The 19,449-nt window shown below is 38.7% G+C and carries 20 protein-coding genes and 1 riboswitch; of the genes, 8 read left to right on the top strand and 12 right to left on the bottom strand.

Annotated features, from left to right (window positions below):
* Positions 1-17 precede the first annotated feature (17 nt).
* A complete protein-coding gene (locus tag MKX73_RS07950) occupies positions 18-614 on the bottom strand; it encodes a hypothetical protein (protein ID WP_340716980.1) in 597 nt (198 codons plus the stop codon).
* A gap of 188 nt (positions 615-802) precedes the next feature.
* Positions 803-1,426 (bottom strand): LysE/ArgO family amino acid transporter, encoded by a 624-nt coding sequence (locus tag MKX73_RS07945; RefSeq protein ID WP_340716979.1) that lies wholly within the window; start codon positions 1,424-1,426, stop codon positions 803-805.
* A 270-nt stretch (positions 1,427-1,696) separates the two neighbouring features.
* On the opposite strand from MKX73_RS07945, the gene crcB (MKX73_RS07940) reads away from it, so the two are divergent.
* The 6 genes from crcB (MKX73_RS07940) (at position 1,697) to MKX73_RS07915 (ending at position 6,077) form a co-directional block, all read left to right on the top strand.
* On the top strand, positions 1,697-2,083 hold the full coding sequence (gene crcB, locus MKX73_RS07940) for a fluoride efflux transporter CrcB (RefSeq protein ID WP_340718867.1): 387 nt from the start codon (positions 1,697-1,699) through the stop codon (positions 2,081-2,083).
* Entirely contained in the window at positions 2,080-2,442 is a 363-nt protein-coding gene (crcB, locus tag MKX73_RS07935; RefSeq protein ID WP_340716978.1) for a fluoride efflux transporter CrcB, read from the top strand. The genes crcB (MKX73_RS07940) and crcB (MKX73_RS07935) overlap by 4 nt, the downstream gene beginning before the upstream one ends.
* A 105-nt stretch (positions 2,443-2,547) precedes the next feature.
* Positions 2,548-3,000: a general stress protein gene (locus MKX73_RS07930; RefSeq protein ID WP_340716977.1), complete on the top strand. Its 453-nt coding sequence runs from the start codon at positions 2,548-2,550 to the stop codon at positions 2,998-3,000.
* Positions 3,001-3,154: 154 nt separating this feature from the next.
* Positions 3,155-3,610 (top strand): general stress protein, encoded by a 456-nt coding sequence (locus tag MKX73_RS07925; protein WP_340716976.1) that lies wholly within the window; start codon positions 3,155-3,157, stop codon positions 3,608-3,610.
* A 165-nt stretch (positions 3,611-3,775) separates the two neighbouring features.
* On the top strand, positions 3,776-4,618 hold the full coding sequence (locus MKX73_RS07920; RefSeq protein WP_340716975.1) for an aldo/keto reductase: 843 nt from the start codon (positions 3,776-3,778) through the stop codon (positions 4,616-4,618).
* A 113-nt stretch (positions 4,619-4,731) separates the two neighbouring features.
* Positions 4,732-4,831: riboswitch (purine riboswitch) on the top strand.
* Between the two features lie 52 nt (positions 4,832-4,883).
* Positions 4,884-6,077 carry an MFS transporter gene (locus tag MKX73_RS07915; protein ID WP_340716974.1) on the top strand — a complete coding sequence of 398 codons (1,194 nt, stop codon included), beginning with the start codon at positions 4,884-4,886 and terminating at the stop codon, positions 6,075-6,077.
* A 60-nt stretch (positions 6,078-6,137) separates the two neighbouring features.
* Here the strand turns inward: MKX73_RS07915 and MKX73_RS07910 are convergent, their stop codons facing one another.
* The 7 genes from MKX73_RS07910 to xylF form a co-directional block, all read right to left on the bottom strand.
* Complete coding sequence (locus tag MKX73_RS07910) at positions 6,138-7,166, bottom strand: aldose epimerase family protein (protein WP_340716973.1); 1,029 nt, start codon at positions 7,164-7,166, stop codon at positions 6,138-6,140.
* Complete coding sequence (locus MKX73_RS07905; RefSeq protein WP_340716972.1) at positions 7,159-8,169, bottom strand: Gfo/Idh/MocA family protein; 1,011 nt, start codon at positions 8,167-8,169, stop codon at positions 7,159-7,161. Before MKX73_RS07905 ends, MKX73_RS07910 begins: the two co-directional genes overlap by 8 nt.
* A gap of 13 nt (positions 8,170-8,182) precedes the next feature.
* The gene (xylB, locus tag MKX73_RS07900) at positions 8,183-9,679 is read right to left on the bottom strand and encodes a xylulokinase (protein WP_340716971.1); all 1,497 of its coding nucleotides are present in this window, start codon (positions 9,677-9,679) and stop codon (positions 8,183-8,185) included.
* A gap of 88 nt (positions 9,680-9,767) precedes the next feature.
* Positions 9,768-11,090, bottom strand: a complete 1,323-nt coding sequence (gene xylA, locus MKX73_RS07895) for a xylose isomerase (protein ID WP_340716970.1) — start codon at positions 11,088-11,090, stop codon at positions 9,768-9,770.
* Positions 11,091-11,106: 16 nt separating this feature from the next.
* Complete coding sequence (locus tag MKX73_RS07890; protein ID WP_340716969.1) at positions 11,107-12,261, bottom strand: sugar ABC transporter permease; 1,155 nt, start codon at positions 12,259-12,261, stop codon at positions 11,107-11,109.
* Positions 12,254-13,777 carry a xylose ABC transporter ATP-binding protein gene (locus MKX73_RS07885; protein WP_340716968.1) on the bottom strand — a complete coding sequence of 508 codons (1,524 nt, stop codon included), beginning with the start codon at positions 13,775-13,777 and terminating at the stop codon, positions 12,254-12,256. Before MKX73_RS07885 ends, MKX73_RS07890 begins: the two co-directional genes overlap by 8 nt.
* A gap of 71 nt (positions 13,778-13,848) precedes the next feature.
* Complete coding sequence (gene xylF / locus MKX73_RS07880; RefSeq protein ID WP_251691448.1) at positions 13,849-14,931, bottom strand: D-xylose ABC transporter substrate-binding protein; 1,083 nt, start codon at positions 14,929-14,931, stop codon at positions 13,849-13,851.
* Positions 14,932-15,077: 146 nt separating this feature from the next.
* Between xylF and MKX73_RS07875 the strand changes: the two genes are divergently transcribed.
* Complete coding sequence (locus MKX73_RS07875; RefSeq protein WP_340716967.1) at positions 15,078-16,235, top strand: ROK family transcriptional regulator; 1,158 nt, start codon at positions 15,078-15,080, stop codon at positions 16,233-16,235.
* A 120-nt stretch (positions 16,236-16,355) separates the two neighbouring features.
* Complete coding sequence (locus MKX73_RS07870) at positions 16,356-16,910, top strand: GNAT family N-acetyltransferase (RefSeq protein ID WP_340716966.1); 555 nt, start codon at positions 16,356-16,358, stop codon at positions 16,908-16,910.
* 94 nt (positions 16,911-17,004) lie between these two features.
* Here the strand turns inward: MKX73_RS07870 and MKX73_RS07865 are convergent, their stop codons facing one another.
* The 3 genes from MKX73_RS07865 to MKX73_RS07855 all read right to left on the bottom strand — a co-directional run bounded on the left by MKX73_RS07865 (position 17,005) and on the right by MKX73_RS07855 (position 19,442).
* Positions 17,005-17,730, bottom strand: a complete 726-nt coding sequence (locus MKX73_RS07865) for a 3-ketoacyl-ACP reductase (RefSeq protein WP_340716965.1) — start codon at positions 17,728-17,730, stop codon at positions 17,005-17,007.
* Between the two features lie 95 nt (positions 17,731-17,825).
* Positions 17,826-18,311, bottom strand: a complete 486-nt coding sequence (locus MKX73_RS07860) for a glycosyl-4,4'-diaponeurosporenoate acyltransferase CrtO family protein (RefSeq protein ID WP_340716964.1) — start codon at positions 18,309-18,311, stop codon at positions 17,826-17,828.
* A 12-nt stretch (positions 18,312-18,323) separates the two neighbouring features.
* The gene (locus MKX73_RS07855; RefSeq protein WP_340716963.1) at positions 18,324-19,442 is read right to left on the bottom strand and encodes a glycosyltransferase; all 1,119 of its coding nucleotides are present in this window, start codon (positions 19,440-19,442) and stop codon (positions 18,324-18,326) included.
* Positions 19,443-19,449: the final 7 nt, after the last annotated feature.

Below are 19,449 nucleotides of genomic sequence, written 5' to 3'. Positions count from 1 at the left end.
CTTGTATGACCGCCTGTTTATTCTATATATTCTTTTACACTTACCGCAAAATGGCTGTTGGGCAGATAAGTAATTTTGAGCGGTTTCCCTTTCCAATTCGCTTCGTAATCTCTCCGGTGAATCTCAAGATTATACACATCGATTGTCAGCTCTTCAAACTCTAACTTCATCAGTTTCGGAAGACCATAATCGGGCGGCTCGTATTCCACGCCTATCGGTACAGCGACCATCTCCTCAAAATCTTTATTTTCATAAGCCACTTTGTCTTTATAGAGAAGTGCCGATGTTTCTGAAAAAGAGTAACCCACTCCGAACATGATCAAGACAATCACTATACTCACCATTTTTCCGAACCAGCTCTTTATTCCAAAAACCATCCCTATGAACCCTATTCCAAAACATACACTTACCCCTGCTGCAGCAAGGGCATTCATCATCTCATGAACAATAAAATGCTCTTCATTAAAGAAGGATATTCCCCATATGAATAAGGATGGGAGTAAAATAAGCATGGCAATCAGCATAAAAACTGCAATGATGCCATCACCTTTTTGATAGCCTGGCCAAAGTGAGCGGCGTTTCTTTTTCTTTTTATTCATTTGTTTAATAGCCATCTCAACTTCCTCCAATTTCTAAAAGTGAACTATCATCAGTTCGTTTTAGTTTCATTAAGTTTTTTACGTTTTGAGGAGTTATTGGTTTCTGAGTTTATAGATGTATTTATAGCAGTCCGTTAAGAGTAGTATTTTCCTAGCGTAATATTAAACGATATCTTCGGCTGGTAATGGCTCGGTCGTCTTTCCTATTCACCAATCACTGCATAAAACTGATAGCCCATATACAGTGCCATTATCCAGATGATGACTGCAGAAATTTTATTAAGGTAATTTAAAAATTCCCCGTTCCCGTCAATTTGTCCAATCTTCCTCCCGACAATGGCAAGCGACAGAAACCAGATCCATGATACGACTATACAAGCCAAAGTAAACATCCATTTCTCATACCCTGTATAAGTTAATGAACTTGTTCCGATTACCCCGATTGTATCTAAAATAGCATGGGGGTTAAGCAGCGATACGGATGCAGCAAATGTTATTTGGCGCCGAGCTGAAAATCCTTTTTCCTCCCGCTTCGCATTTATCGCAGGATTGTCTTTCCATATCATCCACCCCATATATGCCAAGAAAAAGAACCCTGCTAAAAACAATGCTATTTTCAGCCATTCAAAACTAAAAACAATTACAGATACTCCTGCTACCGCCAAATAAATCAAAATCGTATCACAGATGCCTGCTGTTACTATTGCAGGCAGTGCCTTCTTAAATTTCCGGTGTGTTGCGCCTTGATTAAAAATAAATACGTTTTGAACACCCAATGGCAAAATTAAGCCAAATGCCAATAGGATTCCATGAATTAATGGTTGCACGTTTATTCCTCCTGTTTTCCATGATTTAAGAATAACGGTGAAGGAACGATTTGTCTCCACTTATTGAAGCGTTTGGAGTATGCTTCGTGATGGTATTGCCTTGCATTTTTAATGAGTATCTTGACTTACGATTAATTGATAAATTAATGTAGTAAATAGAACATGATAGGCGATAAAATTCGCCCTTAACCGGCTATAGACGAATGACTCCTGTCAGTTTAGTAAACTGGCGGGAGTCTGTTTTTTTAAGGGAGGTTACTTAATTTGCAAATGATTTTAATAGGAATCGGCGGTGCGATTGGAGCGGCATTACGATATGGCGTATCCCTGCTTTTATTCACAAACGAGACAGCTGCCTTCCCATTTGCAACGGTTGCAGTGAATTTGGCAGGCTGCTTTCTTTTAGGGTTGCTCTCTTCGGGGCTTGAACTGAAACTAACAGCAAACCCTGACTATTTATCAGCATTTAAAACCGGTTTAATTGGATCGTTTACAACTTTTTCCACATTCAGTATCGAAGTTATCCAATTGCTGGAGCATCACTTTTATTTTTCCGCCTTCCTTTATATTCTCATTAGTGCCATTTTCGGATTAATTTTTGTTGCACTTGGCATGAAGATCGGAAAAAGCCTTTCGGAAAGGGAGAAATCAGTATGATGAACTTCTTGTTAGTGGCCTTTGGCGGGTTTTTCGGAGCCATTTTGCGCGCTGTTGTTTCTAAGCGGCTCAATCATACAAACCGGTTTATGTACTTTGGTACTTTTACGGTAAATATGCTCGGCTCTTTTGCATTAGGTTTTTTGGTTAATATGCATCTTCATACAAATGTAAATCTTATTTTGTGCATCGGATTTTTAGGAGCGTTCACTACATTCTCTACTTTCAAATTGGAAAGTGTGACACTTGTCCATGCAAAACAATGGAAGCAATTTTTACTCTATTCTTTACTCACCTATTCGGTCGGCCTATCCTTTGCTGTTGCCGGCTTTTTGGCGGCAAAACTATATGTATCCTAATGTTTCAATTTCCCCCTTCCAGTCAGCATATTGTTAACGTGTTATGTTTACTTTCAAAACACGCGGGTAAATTTACATTGTGCAACTTAGAGGAGGATGATAGAAATGGTAAAACATATTGTGGGGTATTATGATACAGAAGCAGAAGCAATAGATGCAATTGAGGATCTCAAACGACAAGGTTACCGTACGGAAGATATTTCAGTTATCAGTAAAAGCCAATCAGATGTTGATACGATTTCCGATGAAACAGGTGCAAACGTTGCAGAAGGTGCAGCTACAGGCGCAGCTGCGGGCGGTGCATTAGGCGGAATTGGCGGCGTGCTTGCAGGTCTTGGCGCATTGGTGATTCCAGGAATCGGTCCTATTGTCGGAGCAGGTCCAATTGTTGCCGGTATTACAGGTGCGGCAGCTGGTGCAGGTGTCGGCGGCTTGACGGGTGCTCTTATCGGAATGGGGATTCCAGAAGATGAAGCAAACCGTTACAACGAACAATTTGAATCCGGTAAAATTTTAATTATGGTAGATGAAGACACACGCGGTACAACACTTTTATAATAAAACTGCAGAAAGTCATTCCTGATTTGTCAGGATGGCTTTCTTTTTTCATTCCTACAGGAAGTAGTTTCCCCCCTCCCTGTTTCCTCATGTTTACAAATATTCCTCCGGGGTAAATTTTAGTATGTAAAAGAGTTTTGAGAGGATGAGAGAAATGGCAAAACATGTCGTAGGATATTATGATACAGAAGCAGAAGCAATCAAAGCAGTTGAGGAATTAAAGCAACAAGGATACAGCGCACAGGATATTTCAATCATCAGTAAAAACGTATCGGATGTAGATGCAATCTCCAACGAAACCGGCGCAAATGCCATGGAAGGCGCAATTACAGGTGTTGCTGCGGGCGGAACATTAGGCGGACTCGGCGGTGTTATTGTCGGCCTTGGTGCACTTGCGATTCCAGGTATCGGTCCTGTCGTTGCTGCCGGACCAATCGCTGCAGGGTTAACAGGATTAGCTACCGGTGTAATGGTCGGCGGTATTGTCGGTGCTTTAGTCGGTATGGGTATTCCGGAAGACGAAGCGGAGCGCTACAACGAGCAATTTGAAGCTGGCAAGATTTTAATCATGGTTGCCGAAGATAAACGTGGCTCAGATACCATTTCATAAATAAAATAATTTTGGCCATCCTATAACTCGGGATGGCTTTCCTGCTTTTTTAACAGCATTAAAGGTCAAATTCCCCCTCGCCCAATCAGTAGGTGCGAGCTGAATTTCATGGTATATTATTGAAGTTGCACTATTAAGTGTTATTTTACAGATGGAGGTTTTACGATGCTCAAAAATTTGCAAGATACAACAACATTAAATAACGGTGTTAAAATGCCTTGGCTAGGACTCGGTACATATTTAGTTGAGGAAGGACCTGAACTGCTGAATGCGGTGAAATTTGCGATTAAGCATGGTTACCGCAGTATCGATACAGCTGCCGTTTATCAAAATGAAGAGGGCGTCGGCGAAGCAATCCGTGAAGCAATAAAAGAAACAGGTATTTCAAGAGAAGAATTATTCATCACTTCTAAAGTGTGGAATACAGATTTAGGCTATGAAGAAACACTTGCTGCCTACGAAACTAGCTTAAAGAAATTAGGTCTTGAATACTTGGACTTATACCTTATCCACTGGGCGGTTGTAGATAAATACAAAGATGCATGGCGCGCGATGGAAACACTTTATAAAGAAGGAAAAGTGAAGGCGATCGGTGTTTGCAATTTCCAGGTTCATCATTTGGAAGATTTGATGAAAGATGCGGAAATCAAACCGATGATCAACCAGGTGGAATACCACCCTCGCTTAGCCCAAACGGAAGTAAAAGCTTTCTGTGAAAACAACGACATTCAGTTTGAGGCATGGTCTCCGTTAATGCAGGCAAAATTATTGGACAACCCTCTTTTAAATGAATTGGCTGCCAAATATAATAAAACGGTTTCTCAAGTCATTTTAAGATGGGATCTGCAAAACGGTGTTGTAACGATTCCAAAATCAACGAAAGAACATCGCATTGTAGAAAATGCCGATATCTTTGATTTTGAGCTGACTACTGAAGATATGGAACAGATTAATGGCCTTAACCAAGATTTACGTATCGGGCCGGATCCTGACAACTTCAGCTTTTAATTAACCGCTCCATTCAAAAAGCTGTCCACGTCTCATTCCGAGGACAGCTTTTTTTACTGAATAACATATACTTGAAATTTTTTTAGAAAACGAGTAAACTATCAAAGTGCTCATTCATCCAAGTTAATAGTAACTGTATAACCTCAAGAATATGGCTTGAGGGTCTCTACCAGGAACCATAAAATCCTGATTACAGAAAATGATATTTTTCATTTTTTGTAATCAGGATTTTTTTATTTTTAATGGAAAGGAAGTAAGACAAAATATGAATTTCAAAGTATTAATACTCGCATTATCAACGGTTGCTGTTGGATTGGTAGAATTGATCGTTGGAGGCATTCTCCCAATCATCGCAACGGATATGAATATTTCAATAAGTACTGCAGGACAGCTGATTACCGTATTTGCCCTTATTTATGCAATCGCCGGCCCTGTGTTATTAGTTTTAACGAGCAAAGTTGAACGAAAAAAGTTATATCTTATTTCGTTGTTTATTTTCTTCATCAGTAATATCATGATGTATTTCAGTGTGACATTCACATTTATGATGGTTGCCCGTATTTTAAGTGCAATGAGTACTTCACTGATCACCGTGCTTTCGTTAATCCTCGCTGCAAAAGTTGTTTCACCGGCGCATCGTGCGAAGGCACTTGGTTTCATTTATATGGGAATTAGTTCTTCGCTCGTATTAGGTGTACCGCTTGGCATTTTAATTTCCGATTATTTCGGATGGCGTGTAATTTTCCTAGGCATTGCGATTTTATCAGTAGGCTCATTTATTCTAATTTCACTCTTTTTAGAGAAGGTTCCTGGGGAAATGACCATTCCACTTTCGCAACAATTAAAGGCGGTTGCCAGTTCCAAAATCGGCAGTGCCCATCTTGCAACGATGTTTATGCTGGCTGGACACTATACGATGTACGCGTACTTCACACCATTTTTGGAAACAGAACTAAGTCTGAATTCCAGCTGGATCAGTCTTTGCTATTTATTATTCGGGATTGCTGCAGTAAGCGGCGGCGCATTTGGCGGAACGCTTTCGGATAAAATCGGTGCACCTAAGAGTATTATTTTCGTTATTGTTTCATTTGCAGTCGTGTTATTCATACTGCCATTCACGACCTTCTCTCTTATCATCTTCATACCGATTATGATGATTTGGGGAGCGCTAAGCTGGAGTTTATCACCACCACAGCAAAGCTACTTGATTCAGACAGATCCTGCCACATCAGATATTCAGCAAAGCTTTAATAATTCGGCTTTACAGATCGGAATTTCGATGGGATCAGCGTTTGGCGGAATTGTAATCACTCAAACAGACACGATTTCACATGCAGCTTGGTATGGTGGCGCACTTGTACTAGTTGCGTTAGCATGTGCAGTCTTTTCTTTAACGAGAAAAACAAATGGTAGAGAAGAAAAAATTTCTACTTCGGCTGCCCATCATTCGAATATATAAGTTAGAAGCCCCATTCGTTTTATAATCGAATGGGGCTTCTTCTATTCTCGGATATATTTATTATAGATTTGTAAATCTGTAGATTGTTTCGTGATAATAAGGAATTCCTTTTTTTATAATAGAACTTGGTAAATGTTTATATTTCATGCTATTTGGAGCATTTTGTACCTCTAAACAAATACCTAAATAATTTTGTGCGGGTGCTTCCTTAAATGAGTAGCCACTGCCGATTTTACTGCCAGTATATACAACTAAAGCTTGTTCATCCGTTATGATTGTAAGTTTGCGGCCACTTTCTTCCTCCGATAATACAATTTCACTTTTTTCTAATAAAAACGGATGGTCTATACCTCCGCTCGCCAACTTAACTTGCGGAAAGTTACTCTCCATGACTTCCTTCAAATATTTCTTTTCATTAAAGTCAAATATTGTACCAATTACATTTTCTATATTGCCCAGCGGTAACCCCTGCTCATCAATATAAAGCATTCCTCTACTGGAAAATTTCAATGTATGCCCTTCAATCGTACGCTTTAAATTTCCGCTTAGATTAAAGTAACTATGATTTGTACAATTTAGAATCGTATCAGTATCGCTTATACCTTCATACGAAATAATTAGCTCGTTACTGGCTGTTAATGTATAGGTAATAGACATATTTAACTTTCCAGGAAAATCAACGGATTCAAAATTGAGAAAGTATCTTACATATTGTCCACGCGAGGAAACACCTGTTTCAAATTGCCATAGCTGATTGTGAAAGCCGTCATTTCCACCGTGCAGTAAATGGTGCCCTTCATTTGCCCTCGCTTGAAAAGAAACTCCATTGATTTCTAAAATAGCATCTTCAAGACGGCCTGCAAAAGGTCCAATCGCCGCACCAAAAAACTGCGGATATTGTTTATATTTTTCTGCCGTATCAAATGAACAAACAACATTTTCAATTATTCCATTAGCATCAGGGGGAGCGATTGCCGTAATCGTACACCCTAATGTACAACTGCTTACATACATCCCATTCGTATTCGTTAAAATAACTTCATAAACGGGATGCTTGTTTATTTGACCAAAAGATCTAACTTCAATCATTGCAAACGTAATCAGCTAATACGATTTGTTGATTTGTGTCTACCGATTGCTGAATCGCGTGCAAAATCCCCACGTTTTTGCGTGAATAATTATGCTGTACTGTCAGTGCTCCATTAGTACGTACAGCATCGGAGAAGTATTCAACCTCTTGCTTGTATATATCTCCTCCGGTTTGTTCGATACGTTCTGTTGTTAAAGTATTGATAGTAATTTGTCCATTCCCGCTTAGACGGTCTGGTCTAAATGCATTTTTAACTTTTACCGTTCCCTTCGTCCCCACTATTTCATATTCATTTCGTTCTGTCATATCAAAACTACAATCGATCATTCCGTGGATTCCATTTTCCAGCTCGACTATTCCAAACGCAGAAATATCGACAGTAGTTTTTGAATCTGCAATCCTTTTAAATGAAAGTGACTTAACGTCATTTCCCAAAATGAGTTGCATTGCATGAACCGAATAACAACCAACATCCCAGATAGCACCCCCACCTTTTTCTGCGTTCATGCGAATGTCACCTTTACGATCTGTTAAATAAAATGAGTGACTTGATTTAAAAAGTTTTACTTCACCAATTTCTCCAGAATTAATAATTTCTTTTACTCGCATATGCTGTGGATGAAATTGGTACATGAACGCTTCCATAAACTGTACATTCTCTTCATTACAAACTGTAATCATTTCTTCTAAATCAGCTTCATTTAATGCAGCAGGTTTTTCACACAAAATGTGCTTTCCTGCCTTTGCTGCTTTAATGACCCACTCTTTATGTAAATCATTTGGGAGTGGAATATAAATTACTTCTACCTCATGATCATTTAATAATTCATCATAACTCTCGTAAGCTCTTTCGATTCCTAGTTTTTCAGCGATCGCATGTACCTTTGGACCACGGCTGGCAATTGCAATGACTTCCGCATTTTCAGCACGTTTTATAGCCGGAATCAGTTGCGTTTGCGCAATATTGGCTGTACTTAAAATACCCCATTTTACTTTGTTCATTATAAATTCCTCCCTAGCGAAATAGTTTTAATTGTTCATTTAACGCTTTTGTCTGAGTGTAAATCTGTTGATATACCGCATATAGCTGATTGTATATTTCAACATTCTCACGATTCGGTTCAAATTTCCCTTCTACTTGAACACAAGCCTGAACAGCTTCTTCAAAATCTGTGTATATATTCGCTCCTACCGCTGCAATCATACACGCACCGATACTTGGCCCTTGCTCATTTTTTAGTTTATACACCGTTACATTAAAAATATCGGCCTGCATTTGTAGCCAGACTGGACTTTTTGCGCCACCGCCGATAGAAACCATTTCGGTAATATCTTTGCCCGAGTTACGGAAAATCTCTAACGAATCACGCAGTGAAAAAACGATTCCCTCCATCACAGCCCGCGCAAAATGTTGCTTTGTATGTGATGCATCTATGCCAATATAGCTTCCACGAATCGTAGAATCTGCATAAGGTGTGCGTTCACCTACAATATACGGTGTAAATAATAACCCGTTACTTCCCGGAGTAATTGTATTAATCCCCGCAAACAATTCATCATAAGACTGCCCTTCCGCAAATCTCTCTTTAAACCAGCTAAGGGAGTGCCCCGCCGACAACGTAACCCCCATTGTGTAGTAAGCATCCTCTACAACATGGTTAAAATAGTGTACCTTTCCTTCAAAATCCTTTGTATTGGATTCCTCATATGATAATAGAACTCCCGATGTACCAATACTGACCATTGTTTTACCATCACCTGCAACACCAGAACCAATTGCCCCACAAGCATTATCCGCACCACCAGCATAAATCTTAGTTGCGGTCGTTAATCCTGTGCTTTTAGCAAATTCCACTGTCAATTGCCCCACTTCTGTTGCCGATGACACAAGCGGTGGACATATTGCTAAATTAATTCCCAGCACTGCAGCTATTTCCTGACTCCATTCGCTCTTTTCTATATCCAGTAATAATGTGCCTGCCGCATCGGAATAATCCATATGCAAATTTCCAGTCATCACAAAACGCACATAATCCTTAGGTAATAGAAAAGTTTTTATCGCTTTGAAAATTTCCGGTTCATATTCCTTTACCCATAGAATCTTTGGTAACGTAAAGCCTTCAAGAGCATTATTTTTAGTAATTCTCAGCAGGTCCTCCTGCCCAACTTGTTCAACAATTTGCTTACACTGCTCTGTTGTCCGCGTATCATTCCATAAGATTGCAGGTCGAAGAATATCATTATTTTCATCAAGTAGCACCAATCCATGCATTTGACCAGAATAACTAATCCCTACAATAGTAGAAACATCTCCTGTAAATCGTTTAACAATTTCCTGAATTGCCGCTTTAGTTCCAGTCACCCAATCATTTGGATTTTGCTCTGAGTAACTTGGCTTTTCATGAACAAGCGGATAGCTCCTTGATGCTTCATCGACAATAGTTCCTTGCTCATTCATTAACAGTGCTTTTACTGCGCTTGTTCCTAGGTCAATCCCGATTACATACTTCATATTTCTGCCTCCACCCGTATACTGCATAAAAGGCTAGACCAAAAGTATAAATCTTTTGCTCTAGCCTCAAAAAGCTTCTTGACCACAATTATTCAGCTATAACATTTAAAATGTACTGATTTATAATCATTTTCAATTTTTCTGTGCGACCAGAGCTGTTTTTAACGTCCCCAAGCCCTAAAGCATATTCTTCCAACTGCTTGAAGCCGACAGTCCCATCAACAATTTGTTTGCCTATGCCTTCGTTATAACTGCTATAACGATTATCTACGAAGTTTTCCAACACACCATCTTCCAATAGCTTGTGGGCAACCTTCAGTCCGACAGCAAATGAGTCCATTCCCGCTATATGTGCATAAAACAAATCATCCTGCTCAAATGATCCACGGCGTACTTTTGCATCAAAGTTCAAACCGCCCTTTCCGAGGCCGCCATTTTTCAAAATTTCATACATTGCTAACGTGTTTGTGTAAAGGTCTGTAGGGAATTCATCCGTATCCCATCCAAGTAATGTATCGCCCTGGTTGGCATCCACTGAGCCCAGCATCCCGTTAATACGTGCTGTATGTAACTCATGCTCAAATGTATGCCCGGCTAATGTTGCATGGTTTGCTTCTATATTGAATTTGAACTTGTTTTCTAATCCGTACGTACGCAAGAAACCAATCCCTGTTGCTACATCGAAGTCATATTGGTGTTTTGTCGGCTCTTTTGGCTTTGGTTCAATCAAGAATTGACCTTCATAACCAATTTCTTTTGCATAATCTACCGCCATGTTCAAGAACTTACCAAGATTATCTTGTTCTAACTTCATATTTGTATTAAGCAGTGTTTCATAGCCTTCACGACCACCCCAGAAGACATAGTTTTCAGCGCCTAAACGCTTCGCTACTTCCAATCCCTTTTTCACTTTCGCAGCCGAATAGGCAAAAACATCTGCATTAGGTGAAGTCGCAGCACCGTGAACAAAGCGTGGGTTTGAAAACATATTGGCTGTATTCCATAGGAGCTTAGTTTTTGATGTAGCCATGTATTTTTCCATCATGTCTATAATTTCATCCAGGTTTTTATTCGTTTCCGCCAATGACTGGCCTTCCGGTGCAACGTCTACATCATGGAAGCAGAAAAATGGCACATTTAACTTTTCATAAAATTCAAATGAAGCTTCTAAACGTGCCTTTGCTAGGTCCATGCCGGAAAATTTGTCCCATGACCGCTCCATATTTCCTGCACCAAACGGATCTCCGCCATCATACGTAAATGTATGCCAATAGGCTACACCAAAACGTAAAGTTTCCTCCATCGTTTTCCCGCCAACAACTTCCTCTGGATTGTAGTATTTAAATGCTAAATCACTTGTTGATTTTGGTCCTTCATACTTGATTGCTGAGATATTGCTGAAATATGACATATAATATTCCCCCGATTCATTTGTTTTTAGAAATGATGTCAACCCATACCGCCAAAATTAAAATCAAACCTTTTACGATATACTGCCAGTAAGCGCCGATATTCATCATCGACATTCCGTTATCAATACTTGCCATAATGAGTGCACCGATAATCGCACCAAAGATCTTCCCTTTACCGCCCATTAAAGATGTACCGCCAATTACGCAGGCTGCGATGGCATCCAATTCATAACTGTTCCCGGCAGATACTGTTGCTGCATTTAAACGTGCTGTTAATAACACACCTGCTACTCCAGCTAAAGCACCCATGCTGACGAATACATATAGCGTATTTCGTTTAATATTTATTCCCGATAATGCTGCTGCTTCCGGGTTGCCGCCTATTGCATAAATCCGGCGTCCAAATGCTGTTTTTGTTGTAATGAACATGAAAACAAGCGCAATTACCGCTACAATTAAAAACGGGATTGGAATACCTAAATAACGATTCAACATATACGTAATGACTACTAGAACAACAGAATAAACTGTCACTTTTCCATAATCGATTACAGAAGGCAATAATAATAAGCCCATTTCCTTACGCTTTCTACGACTATTTACCGTGAAAGCTATCATTAAAATAACGGCTATAGCAGCTATAATATAACCTGGTATAAATGGTAAGTAACTGTTTCCGATTTGTTTGAAACTTGGGTTTAATGATGAAATCGTTTGACCATCCGATAAACCGATTAGAACCCCTCGGAATATCAACATTCCGCCAAGCGTAACAATAAATGCGGGTACTGCTCGGTATGCGACCCACCATCCTTGCCATAACCCAATTAAACCTCCAATTATAATTGCTGCGAGTACAACAACCGGTGTACTCCATCCTTGCCAAACTTGCAGCATTGCGGCAATTCCACCTGTAACCCCTACAATCGAACCTACCGATAAATCAATGTGTCCTGCCACAATTACCAATGTCATTCCTACCGCAAGTACAGCTATGATCGACATTTGGGTAAATAAATTGGATATATTACGAGAAGATAAGAATTCCCCTCCAGTAAAAAATGTGAAAATAATAGCAATAAAAATTAAAGCAATAATTAAGGTATAGGATTGTAAATCGAATTTGAAGGATAATTTACTTTCTTTTTTGATTGTCTGTTCATTAATCACGTTTTTTCCCTCCAGTTGCACACATCATTACTTTTTCCTGTGTTGCTTCTTCTCTTGCAAATTCTCCCGTAATTTCCCCTTCACACATAACAAGAATTCGATCTGACATTCCTAAAACTTCAGGCAGCTCAGATGAAATTAGTACAATCCCTACACCTTGTTGGACAAGCTCATTCATAATTTTGTAAATTTCATATTTAGCACCAACATCAATCCCTCTAGTAGGCTCATCTAAGATTAATAGTTTTGGATTATTCATAATCCACTTACTCAAAACAACCTTTTGCTGGTTTCCTCCACTTAGCTTTCCTACCTCTATGTCTAGATTAGGTGCTTTTAATTTCATCTTGGTTGTAATCTCTTCTGCTGCTCTTACTTCAAGTGCTTGGCTAATCACATTTAGTTTCATCACCTTGTTTAATGCAATCAGTGTCGTATTTTTTGCGATATCCATTCCTAGTACTAGACCGTATCGCTTACGATCTTCCGATACATAAGCAAATCCCTCTTTAATAGCATCCGCTGGTGATTTAATTGTTACGGTTTTATCATTTAATTTGACCGTACCTTCTTTTTTACCAGGCATTCCGCCAAACAAACTAATAAACAGCTCTGAGCGACCTGCTCCCATCAAGCCGGAAAATCCTACAATTTCACCCTTTTTAACATTGAAATTTATATTAGATACAACTTTTTTTCCCGATTTATTGTATGAAGTGTAGTTTTCTACATGTAATACATTTTCATCACTAATTTCATGCACCTCATAAGGGAATAACTCCGTCAGTTCACGACCAACCATCTTTGTAATGATCATTTCCTCAGTGAGATACTCGATGGAGTTCGTTGAGATTGTCTGACCATCACGTAAAATTGTTACAGAATCAGCCAGCTCCATTACTTCTCCTAATTTGTGCGAAATGTATATGCATGTTACACCTTGTTTTCGAAGTTCATTTAACAATTTAATTAAAACAGCTACATCACTTTCTGTAAGAGCAGCTGTCGGCTCGTCTAAGATTAGAATATCCGTTTCCTTCGTCAGAGCTTTTGCAATTTCCAGAAGTTGCTGCTTTCCTACCGTTAATTCGGATACCTTCATTTGTGGATCCAGATCTAAACCAACCTTTTCAAGTGCTACCTTCGACTTTTTATAAATTTCATTCCAATTAATAACGGCCGAGCGCATTAAATCATGTCCTAAAAATAAATTTTCAGCAATCGTCATTTCACCAACCAATGCCAGTTCCTGATAAATAATTGCCACTCCTGCATCTTGTGATTCTTTAATATTTTTGAAACTTGCTTCTTTGCCTTTGATTAAAATTTTCCCACTGTATGTGCCCGCCGGATAAACGCCGCTTAATACTTTCATCAAGGTCGATTTCCCTGCACCATTTTCACCACATAAGGCATGGATTTCACCTTTTCGGACTGAAAAAGTAACATTGTCCAGAGCCTTAACACTTGGAAACTCTTTTGTTATTCCTTTCATTTCTAAAACATATTCAGTCATGTTTCCACCACCATTCTCGATATCCTCATTTAAAAGAAAGGAGGGAAATTCTCCCCTCCTTGTGCTGTTATTTACGGACGGTCACTTTCCGGAACATTTTTATATACATCATCATAGCTATGGAATTCATCTTCAATAACTGTTGTCATAAGTTCATCTTTACCTACTGAAATTGGGTCCAGCTTAATGAATGGAACATCCATCTGGCCATTGTTTACAGAATCCGTAGCAGTAACTTCCTCACCTTTTGCTAATTGAACCGCTACTTCTGCACTCTTTTCAGCAATTGCTTTTATTGGCTTGTAAACGGTCATTGTCTGTAATCCCTCTGCAATACGCTGAACACCTGCCAGGTCAGCATCTTGCCCAGAAATTAATACTTTACCAGCTAATCCCTGAGCTTCTAACGCCTGAATTGCGCCACCAGCCGTATTATCGTTTGAAGCAACGACAACATCAATATTGTTTTTGTTTGCAGTTAATGCGTTTTCCATGATTTTTAATGCTTCATTTGCATCCCAGTCTTTCGCCCACTGATCGCCTACAATTGTAATATCACCTTTATCAACTAATGGCTGAATAATATTCATTTGCCCTTCACGGAACATTTTTGCGTTGTTATCCGTTGGAGATCCCCCCATTAAGAAGAAGTTTCCGTCAGGTTTTAAATTCACTAAATACTCCGCTTGCATCTCGCCCACACGTACGTTATCAAATGAAACATATGCACTGATATCTGCCCCGTTAATCAATCGGTCATATGCTAATACTGGAACGTCTTCTGCATTTGCCTGCTCCACAACAGTGGATAAAGAATCTGAATTAATCGCAATAATTACTAATGCATCTAAATCCTGAGACAGCATATTTTGTATTTGCGATAATTGCTTTGCTTCATCACCATTTGCAGACTGCACTACGACTTCTGCACCCATTTCTTCGGCCTTAGCTACGAAGAAATCACGGTCATGCTGCCAACGTTCTAATGTTAAGTCCGATACCGATAAACCAATCTTCAATTTATCGCCTGCTGAATCACTTGAATTTGCCTTGCCTGTATCTTTGCTTGAGTCGCCTGCATCCTGTCCACAAGCTACCAATAACATTGATATTACTAACAGAATTCCAAAAAGAAAGCCCTTACATTTACGCATGAACTACACCCCTTTAATATTTGTAATATTCTCAATTTAAAAATAGAATAACATGTTAATATTTGTTTGTCTATTGGATGAACAAAGTTTTTTTGTTATACTTTAATTAAAATTATCGATCGTTTTGTATTGGAGGGATTGTTACTTTGTCTTGGAATCAACAAATAGGGAAAAAATTTAATAAGCAGCAAATTTTAAATTATATTTTTTCTAAAAGGATTGTTTCTAGAGGAGAAATCATTGAAGAAATTGGGTTAAAAAAAGCAACTGTTGCAAATTTAGTAACAGAACTAATAGAGGACCGATTAATCGTAGAAGATGGGAAAGATTGTTCAACTGGAGGGAGAAGATCCCGGTTATTAAGGTTTAATGAAACAGCTGGTTTTGCACTTGGCATTGATATTGGCGTTAACTATTTATATGGTGCCGTCTTTAATATAAAAGGAGAAATTGTTTTCGACCATTTCCAACTCGTACCATCAATTCAACTTGACGCGTATTTAAAAAGTATTTTGAGTTTAGTTGAATTACTCGTAAAAAATGTGCCCCCTAGTCCATTCTCAATCGTCGGATTAGGAGTTGCCGTTCCTGGTTCTGTTAATAAAGACGGCGTAATTATTATTGCACCTAATTTACGTTGGGGAGATTTTGATATCAGTGGATATTTGCGTGATCGCTTTGACTTCCCCATCTATATTTCAAATGAGGCAAATGCTGGTGCCTATGCAGAGTATATTTTCGAAAATAATAAAGAAACTTCAAATCTATTATATTTAAGTATAGGTATCGGATTAGGTGTTGGGATTATTATTGATCATAATATTTATCTAGGTGTTAACGGCTATTCGGGCGAAAGTGGTCATACAATCATACATATGAATGGTCGTAAATGCACTTGCGGGCGCAACGGATGTTGGGAAGCATACGCCTCAGAATACGCTCTCATTCATGATGCGACTTATATGTTAAAAGAAAGAGAACTATCATTAGAGCAGCTAATTACCTTTGCTGAAGAGGGTCATGAAGATGTTATTCAATTATTTAAGGAAACCGGGTACTATATCGGTCTCGGGATTACTAATTTAATTCAAACATTTAACCCCGAAAAAATTATTATTGGTAATCGTATAGTAAAAGCGCAAAAATTTATTGAGCAATCTATATTAGATACAATTCACGCTAATACTATGCATTTTCAGCGGGATAACTACTCTGTGCAATTTTCGAAATTAAAGGATCGTGCAATTGCCCTCGGTGCTGCCTCTTTTATCATTGATCAATTTATTCAGCTACCATTCGATTAATCTCTACTTTCATAGGGAAAATATATTTAACTTATCTCATATAGTTAAAAAATGTATATTATGTTATAATAAGCAAGCCTATAACACTCTCGAATAATAATATAATATTGGAGAAAACTAATGGAAAATCTTAATTTAATGCTTGAAAAAAATAGTCATTTGGAAAGCGATCGTCTTTTTTTACGCCCAATTTCAATTGAAGATACTGAAGATATGTACGAATATACAGCGGATGAAGAAACAATGAAATTCCTTTATCATGCACACAAAGATCTAGAACAAACGAAGAAAATGATTGAGAATTATTTTATGAAAGAACCTGCCGGGAAGTATGCGATCGTATTAAAAGAAAGCAATAAAATGATCGGTGCAATTGAATTCCGTGTTCATGAATGGAATAAAAGCGGCGAACTTGGCTTTACATTGAACCGCAGTTTCTGGGGAAAAGGCTATATATCAGAAGCCAGCAAAGTTGTACTGGATTTAGCCTTCAATACACTCGGCTTAGAACGAGTATTTGCGGAATCACACGTTCATAATGCGGCTTCCGCTAAAGTAATGCAGCGTTTAGGGATGACCCATGAAGGAACAATGCGAAAAAATCATATGATCAAAGGTACTCTCGTAGATAGTGTATATTACTCTATTTTAAAAGAGGAATTCCAACAGGCTTAACAAAAAAACTCAATCATTACAAATAAAGCCCTTCATTCTGTTTTCAGAATGAAGGGCTTTTCAAATTCAATCGGTTCTTAAAGTTGCATTATTATTAGAACGGATTTGTATTCATTAATGTTGCGTTTTTAATATACATGCGGTTGTTCAGCTTCAATTGCGCGATAATATAGTCTGCAATATCTTCAGGGTGCATATATTGATCTCTTTTTTCATCAGGCACTAAGTTCAGTGCATCCGCCAAATCTGTTGCGATTGTACTTGGCGCTAATGCTGTTACACGAATATTGTTGCGGCGCACTTCTGCTGCTAGCGACTCTGTTAAGCCGATGACACCGAATTTAGAAGCACTGTATGCACTTGATGTTGCTGCACCGTTTAAACCGTTTGTAGATGAAATATTAATAACATCACCTGCATTTTTTTCTATTAATTGCGGTACAATTGTGTGCGATACATAAAAAGTACCCATTACATTGATGTCGACAATTTCTTTAAATTCTGCCGGATCCATATCAACAAGCTTATCGAATTTCCCTACGCCCGCATTGTTAACTAAAATATCCGTTAAACCCAACTCTTCTTTTAGATGGGCAGCAGCCTTCTGTACTTGTTCTAAATTTGAAACATCCGCCACTGCATAGGCAGCTTTAACACCATGGCTTTCAATTTCTTTCGCCACGTTCTGTAGTGCTTCTTCTGAACGTGCAATGATCCCTACGTTCACACCCTCTTTTGCTAATGCTACTGCTACCGCTTTACCGATTCCGCGTGCAGCACCTGTTACAACTGCTACTTTACCTTGTAATGACTGACTCAATATTATCGTCTCCTTTTAACATTATTTCAATAAAATTTTAACATAGCCTACTTCTATCCGTCATATTTCGTGTTCGGATGAGATAGAAAGTATTTTTAATTGTTGCGATCTGGTAAATCTAAAATATTTTCAATTCGCCCTCTGTTATAACGTTGCGTTAATATAAATGGTAGATTGGCGAAGAGTGCGTAGATAATATTAATCCAGCCTGCCCAAACAGGGTTCCAGAGGAAAAATAGTGGCGCAGGTAAAATAAGCAGCCAATGCGTCATTTCAGCCCTTTTTGTTTCAGCGGCAAAGACGATCAGATTTTCCCGCTTCGTACCATGTAAATGGCTTTTATTGTAACTTTTCTTTGCAATCAAAGAGCCATCAATTAAGTGCTTTTTCCATTTCTTCACTAAAAATAACCGATTCCAGATTTCCCCGTGCTCCTCCCACTTTGCAATACGGAAAAATACAACATTCTTCAGAAAAAAGCGTAAAGGAATGTTGAAACAGAGCGCTGAAATTGATAAGTGAAGAACGAACCATGCCACTATGTTAACAACGAGAAGCCAAATTGCATTAATAACTGTCATACCTCTCTCCTATTACACTTTGATTTTTCTGCCTCTCCACATGACCGAATGCAAAACATGCGTACGGTATAATGAGTACAAAAATACGGATGTAAAAAATAAATCAAAAAAAGGATAAATCAAGAAAACAACGAGATGAAAATCCCCTACTCTTTTCGCAAGCAAATACAAATGCGCACCGTATAATAAATAGACGACAATGCTGCTGAAGAACGCTACAGAAGATTCCGTTAAAAAGGCGATGAAGGGAGCCATTGCGACCATAATAACACCAAAAATCCAAAGCTGTATGAGTAGCATGACAAATTTATGAGTGGATTGGGAAGCTGTCGCCAAATTTTTTGTCCAGCCTTCCATTAGTTGCTTCGGTCCCTCTTCATACATTCGCATATTTATAATCCCTTTTCCGGCATAATTGGTCACCGGTAAGTCTTTCGCTATAAAAACATCACTCAGCGCAAAGTCATCCATAATCGATTCTTCCGCAGCTTCATGGCCTCCCGTTGCAATGTAACTCTCATTATCACAAAGAATACATGGTCCAAATGATCCTGCCGTTGCAAACTTTTCTTTCCAAACAGTAAATACATTCATTCCTGTCAGCACAATAATATTAAATATTACCGATAAATTTTCATATCGTTTTACAATTTGGTGATATGGCTGAATTGATAATATCCCTTTTCCTTCTTGCTTGCTAAAGCTGTTTACAATGCGCTCAAGGCTGTCTTCAGCAGCAAGCTGAACATCCGCATCCAAAAAAAGGAGCCATTCTCCTCTTGCAGATTGTGCCCCATACGCACAAGCATTGGATTTACCCGGGCTCATCTCGCCTACTTGTTTACATATTAAAACCTTCGCTCCGTATGACGATGCAACTTCAGCAGTATGATCCGAGGAACCATCATCGACTACAATTATTTCAAAACGCTTCCAACTTTGTTGCTGGAGTGATTTTAACAATGGCGGCAACCGAAGCGCTTCATTTCTGGCTGGTATGATGATCGACAATAAAGGTAATGGCGGATTCCCCTCTTTTGCTGGTGGTTTTCTTGTAGACCAAAACATCAGGACACCACATAATAAACCGAGTAAGGATAGTATTTGCACAACCAAATACAAAGTTTCCATTGATCAT

This window comes from Solibacillus sp. FSL W7-1436 (assembly GCF_038007305.1).
GTDB lineage: Bacteria > Bacillota > Bacilli > Bacillales_A > Planococcaceae > Solibacillus.
This window is presented reverse-complemented; position numbering and strand designations above follow the sequence as displayed.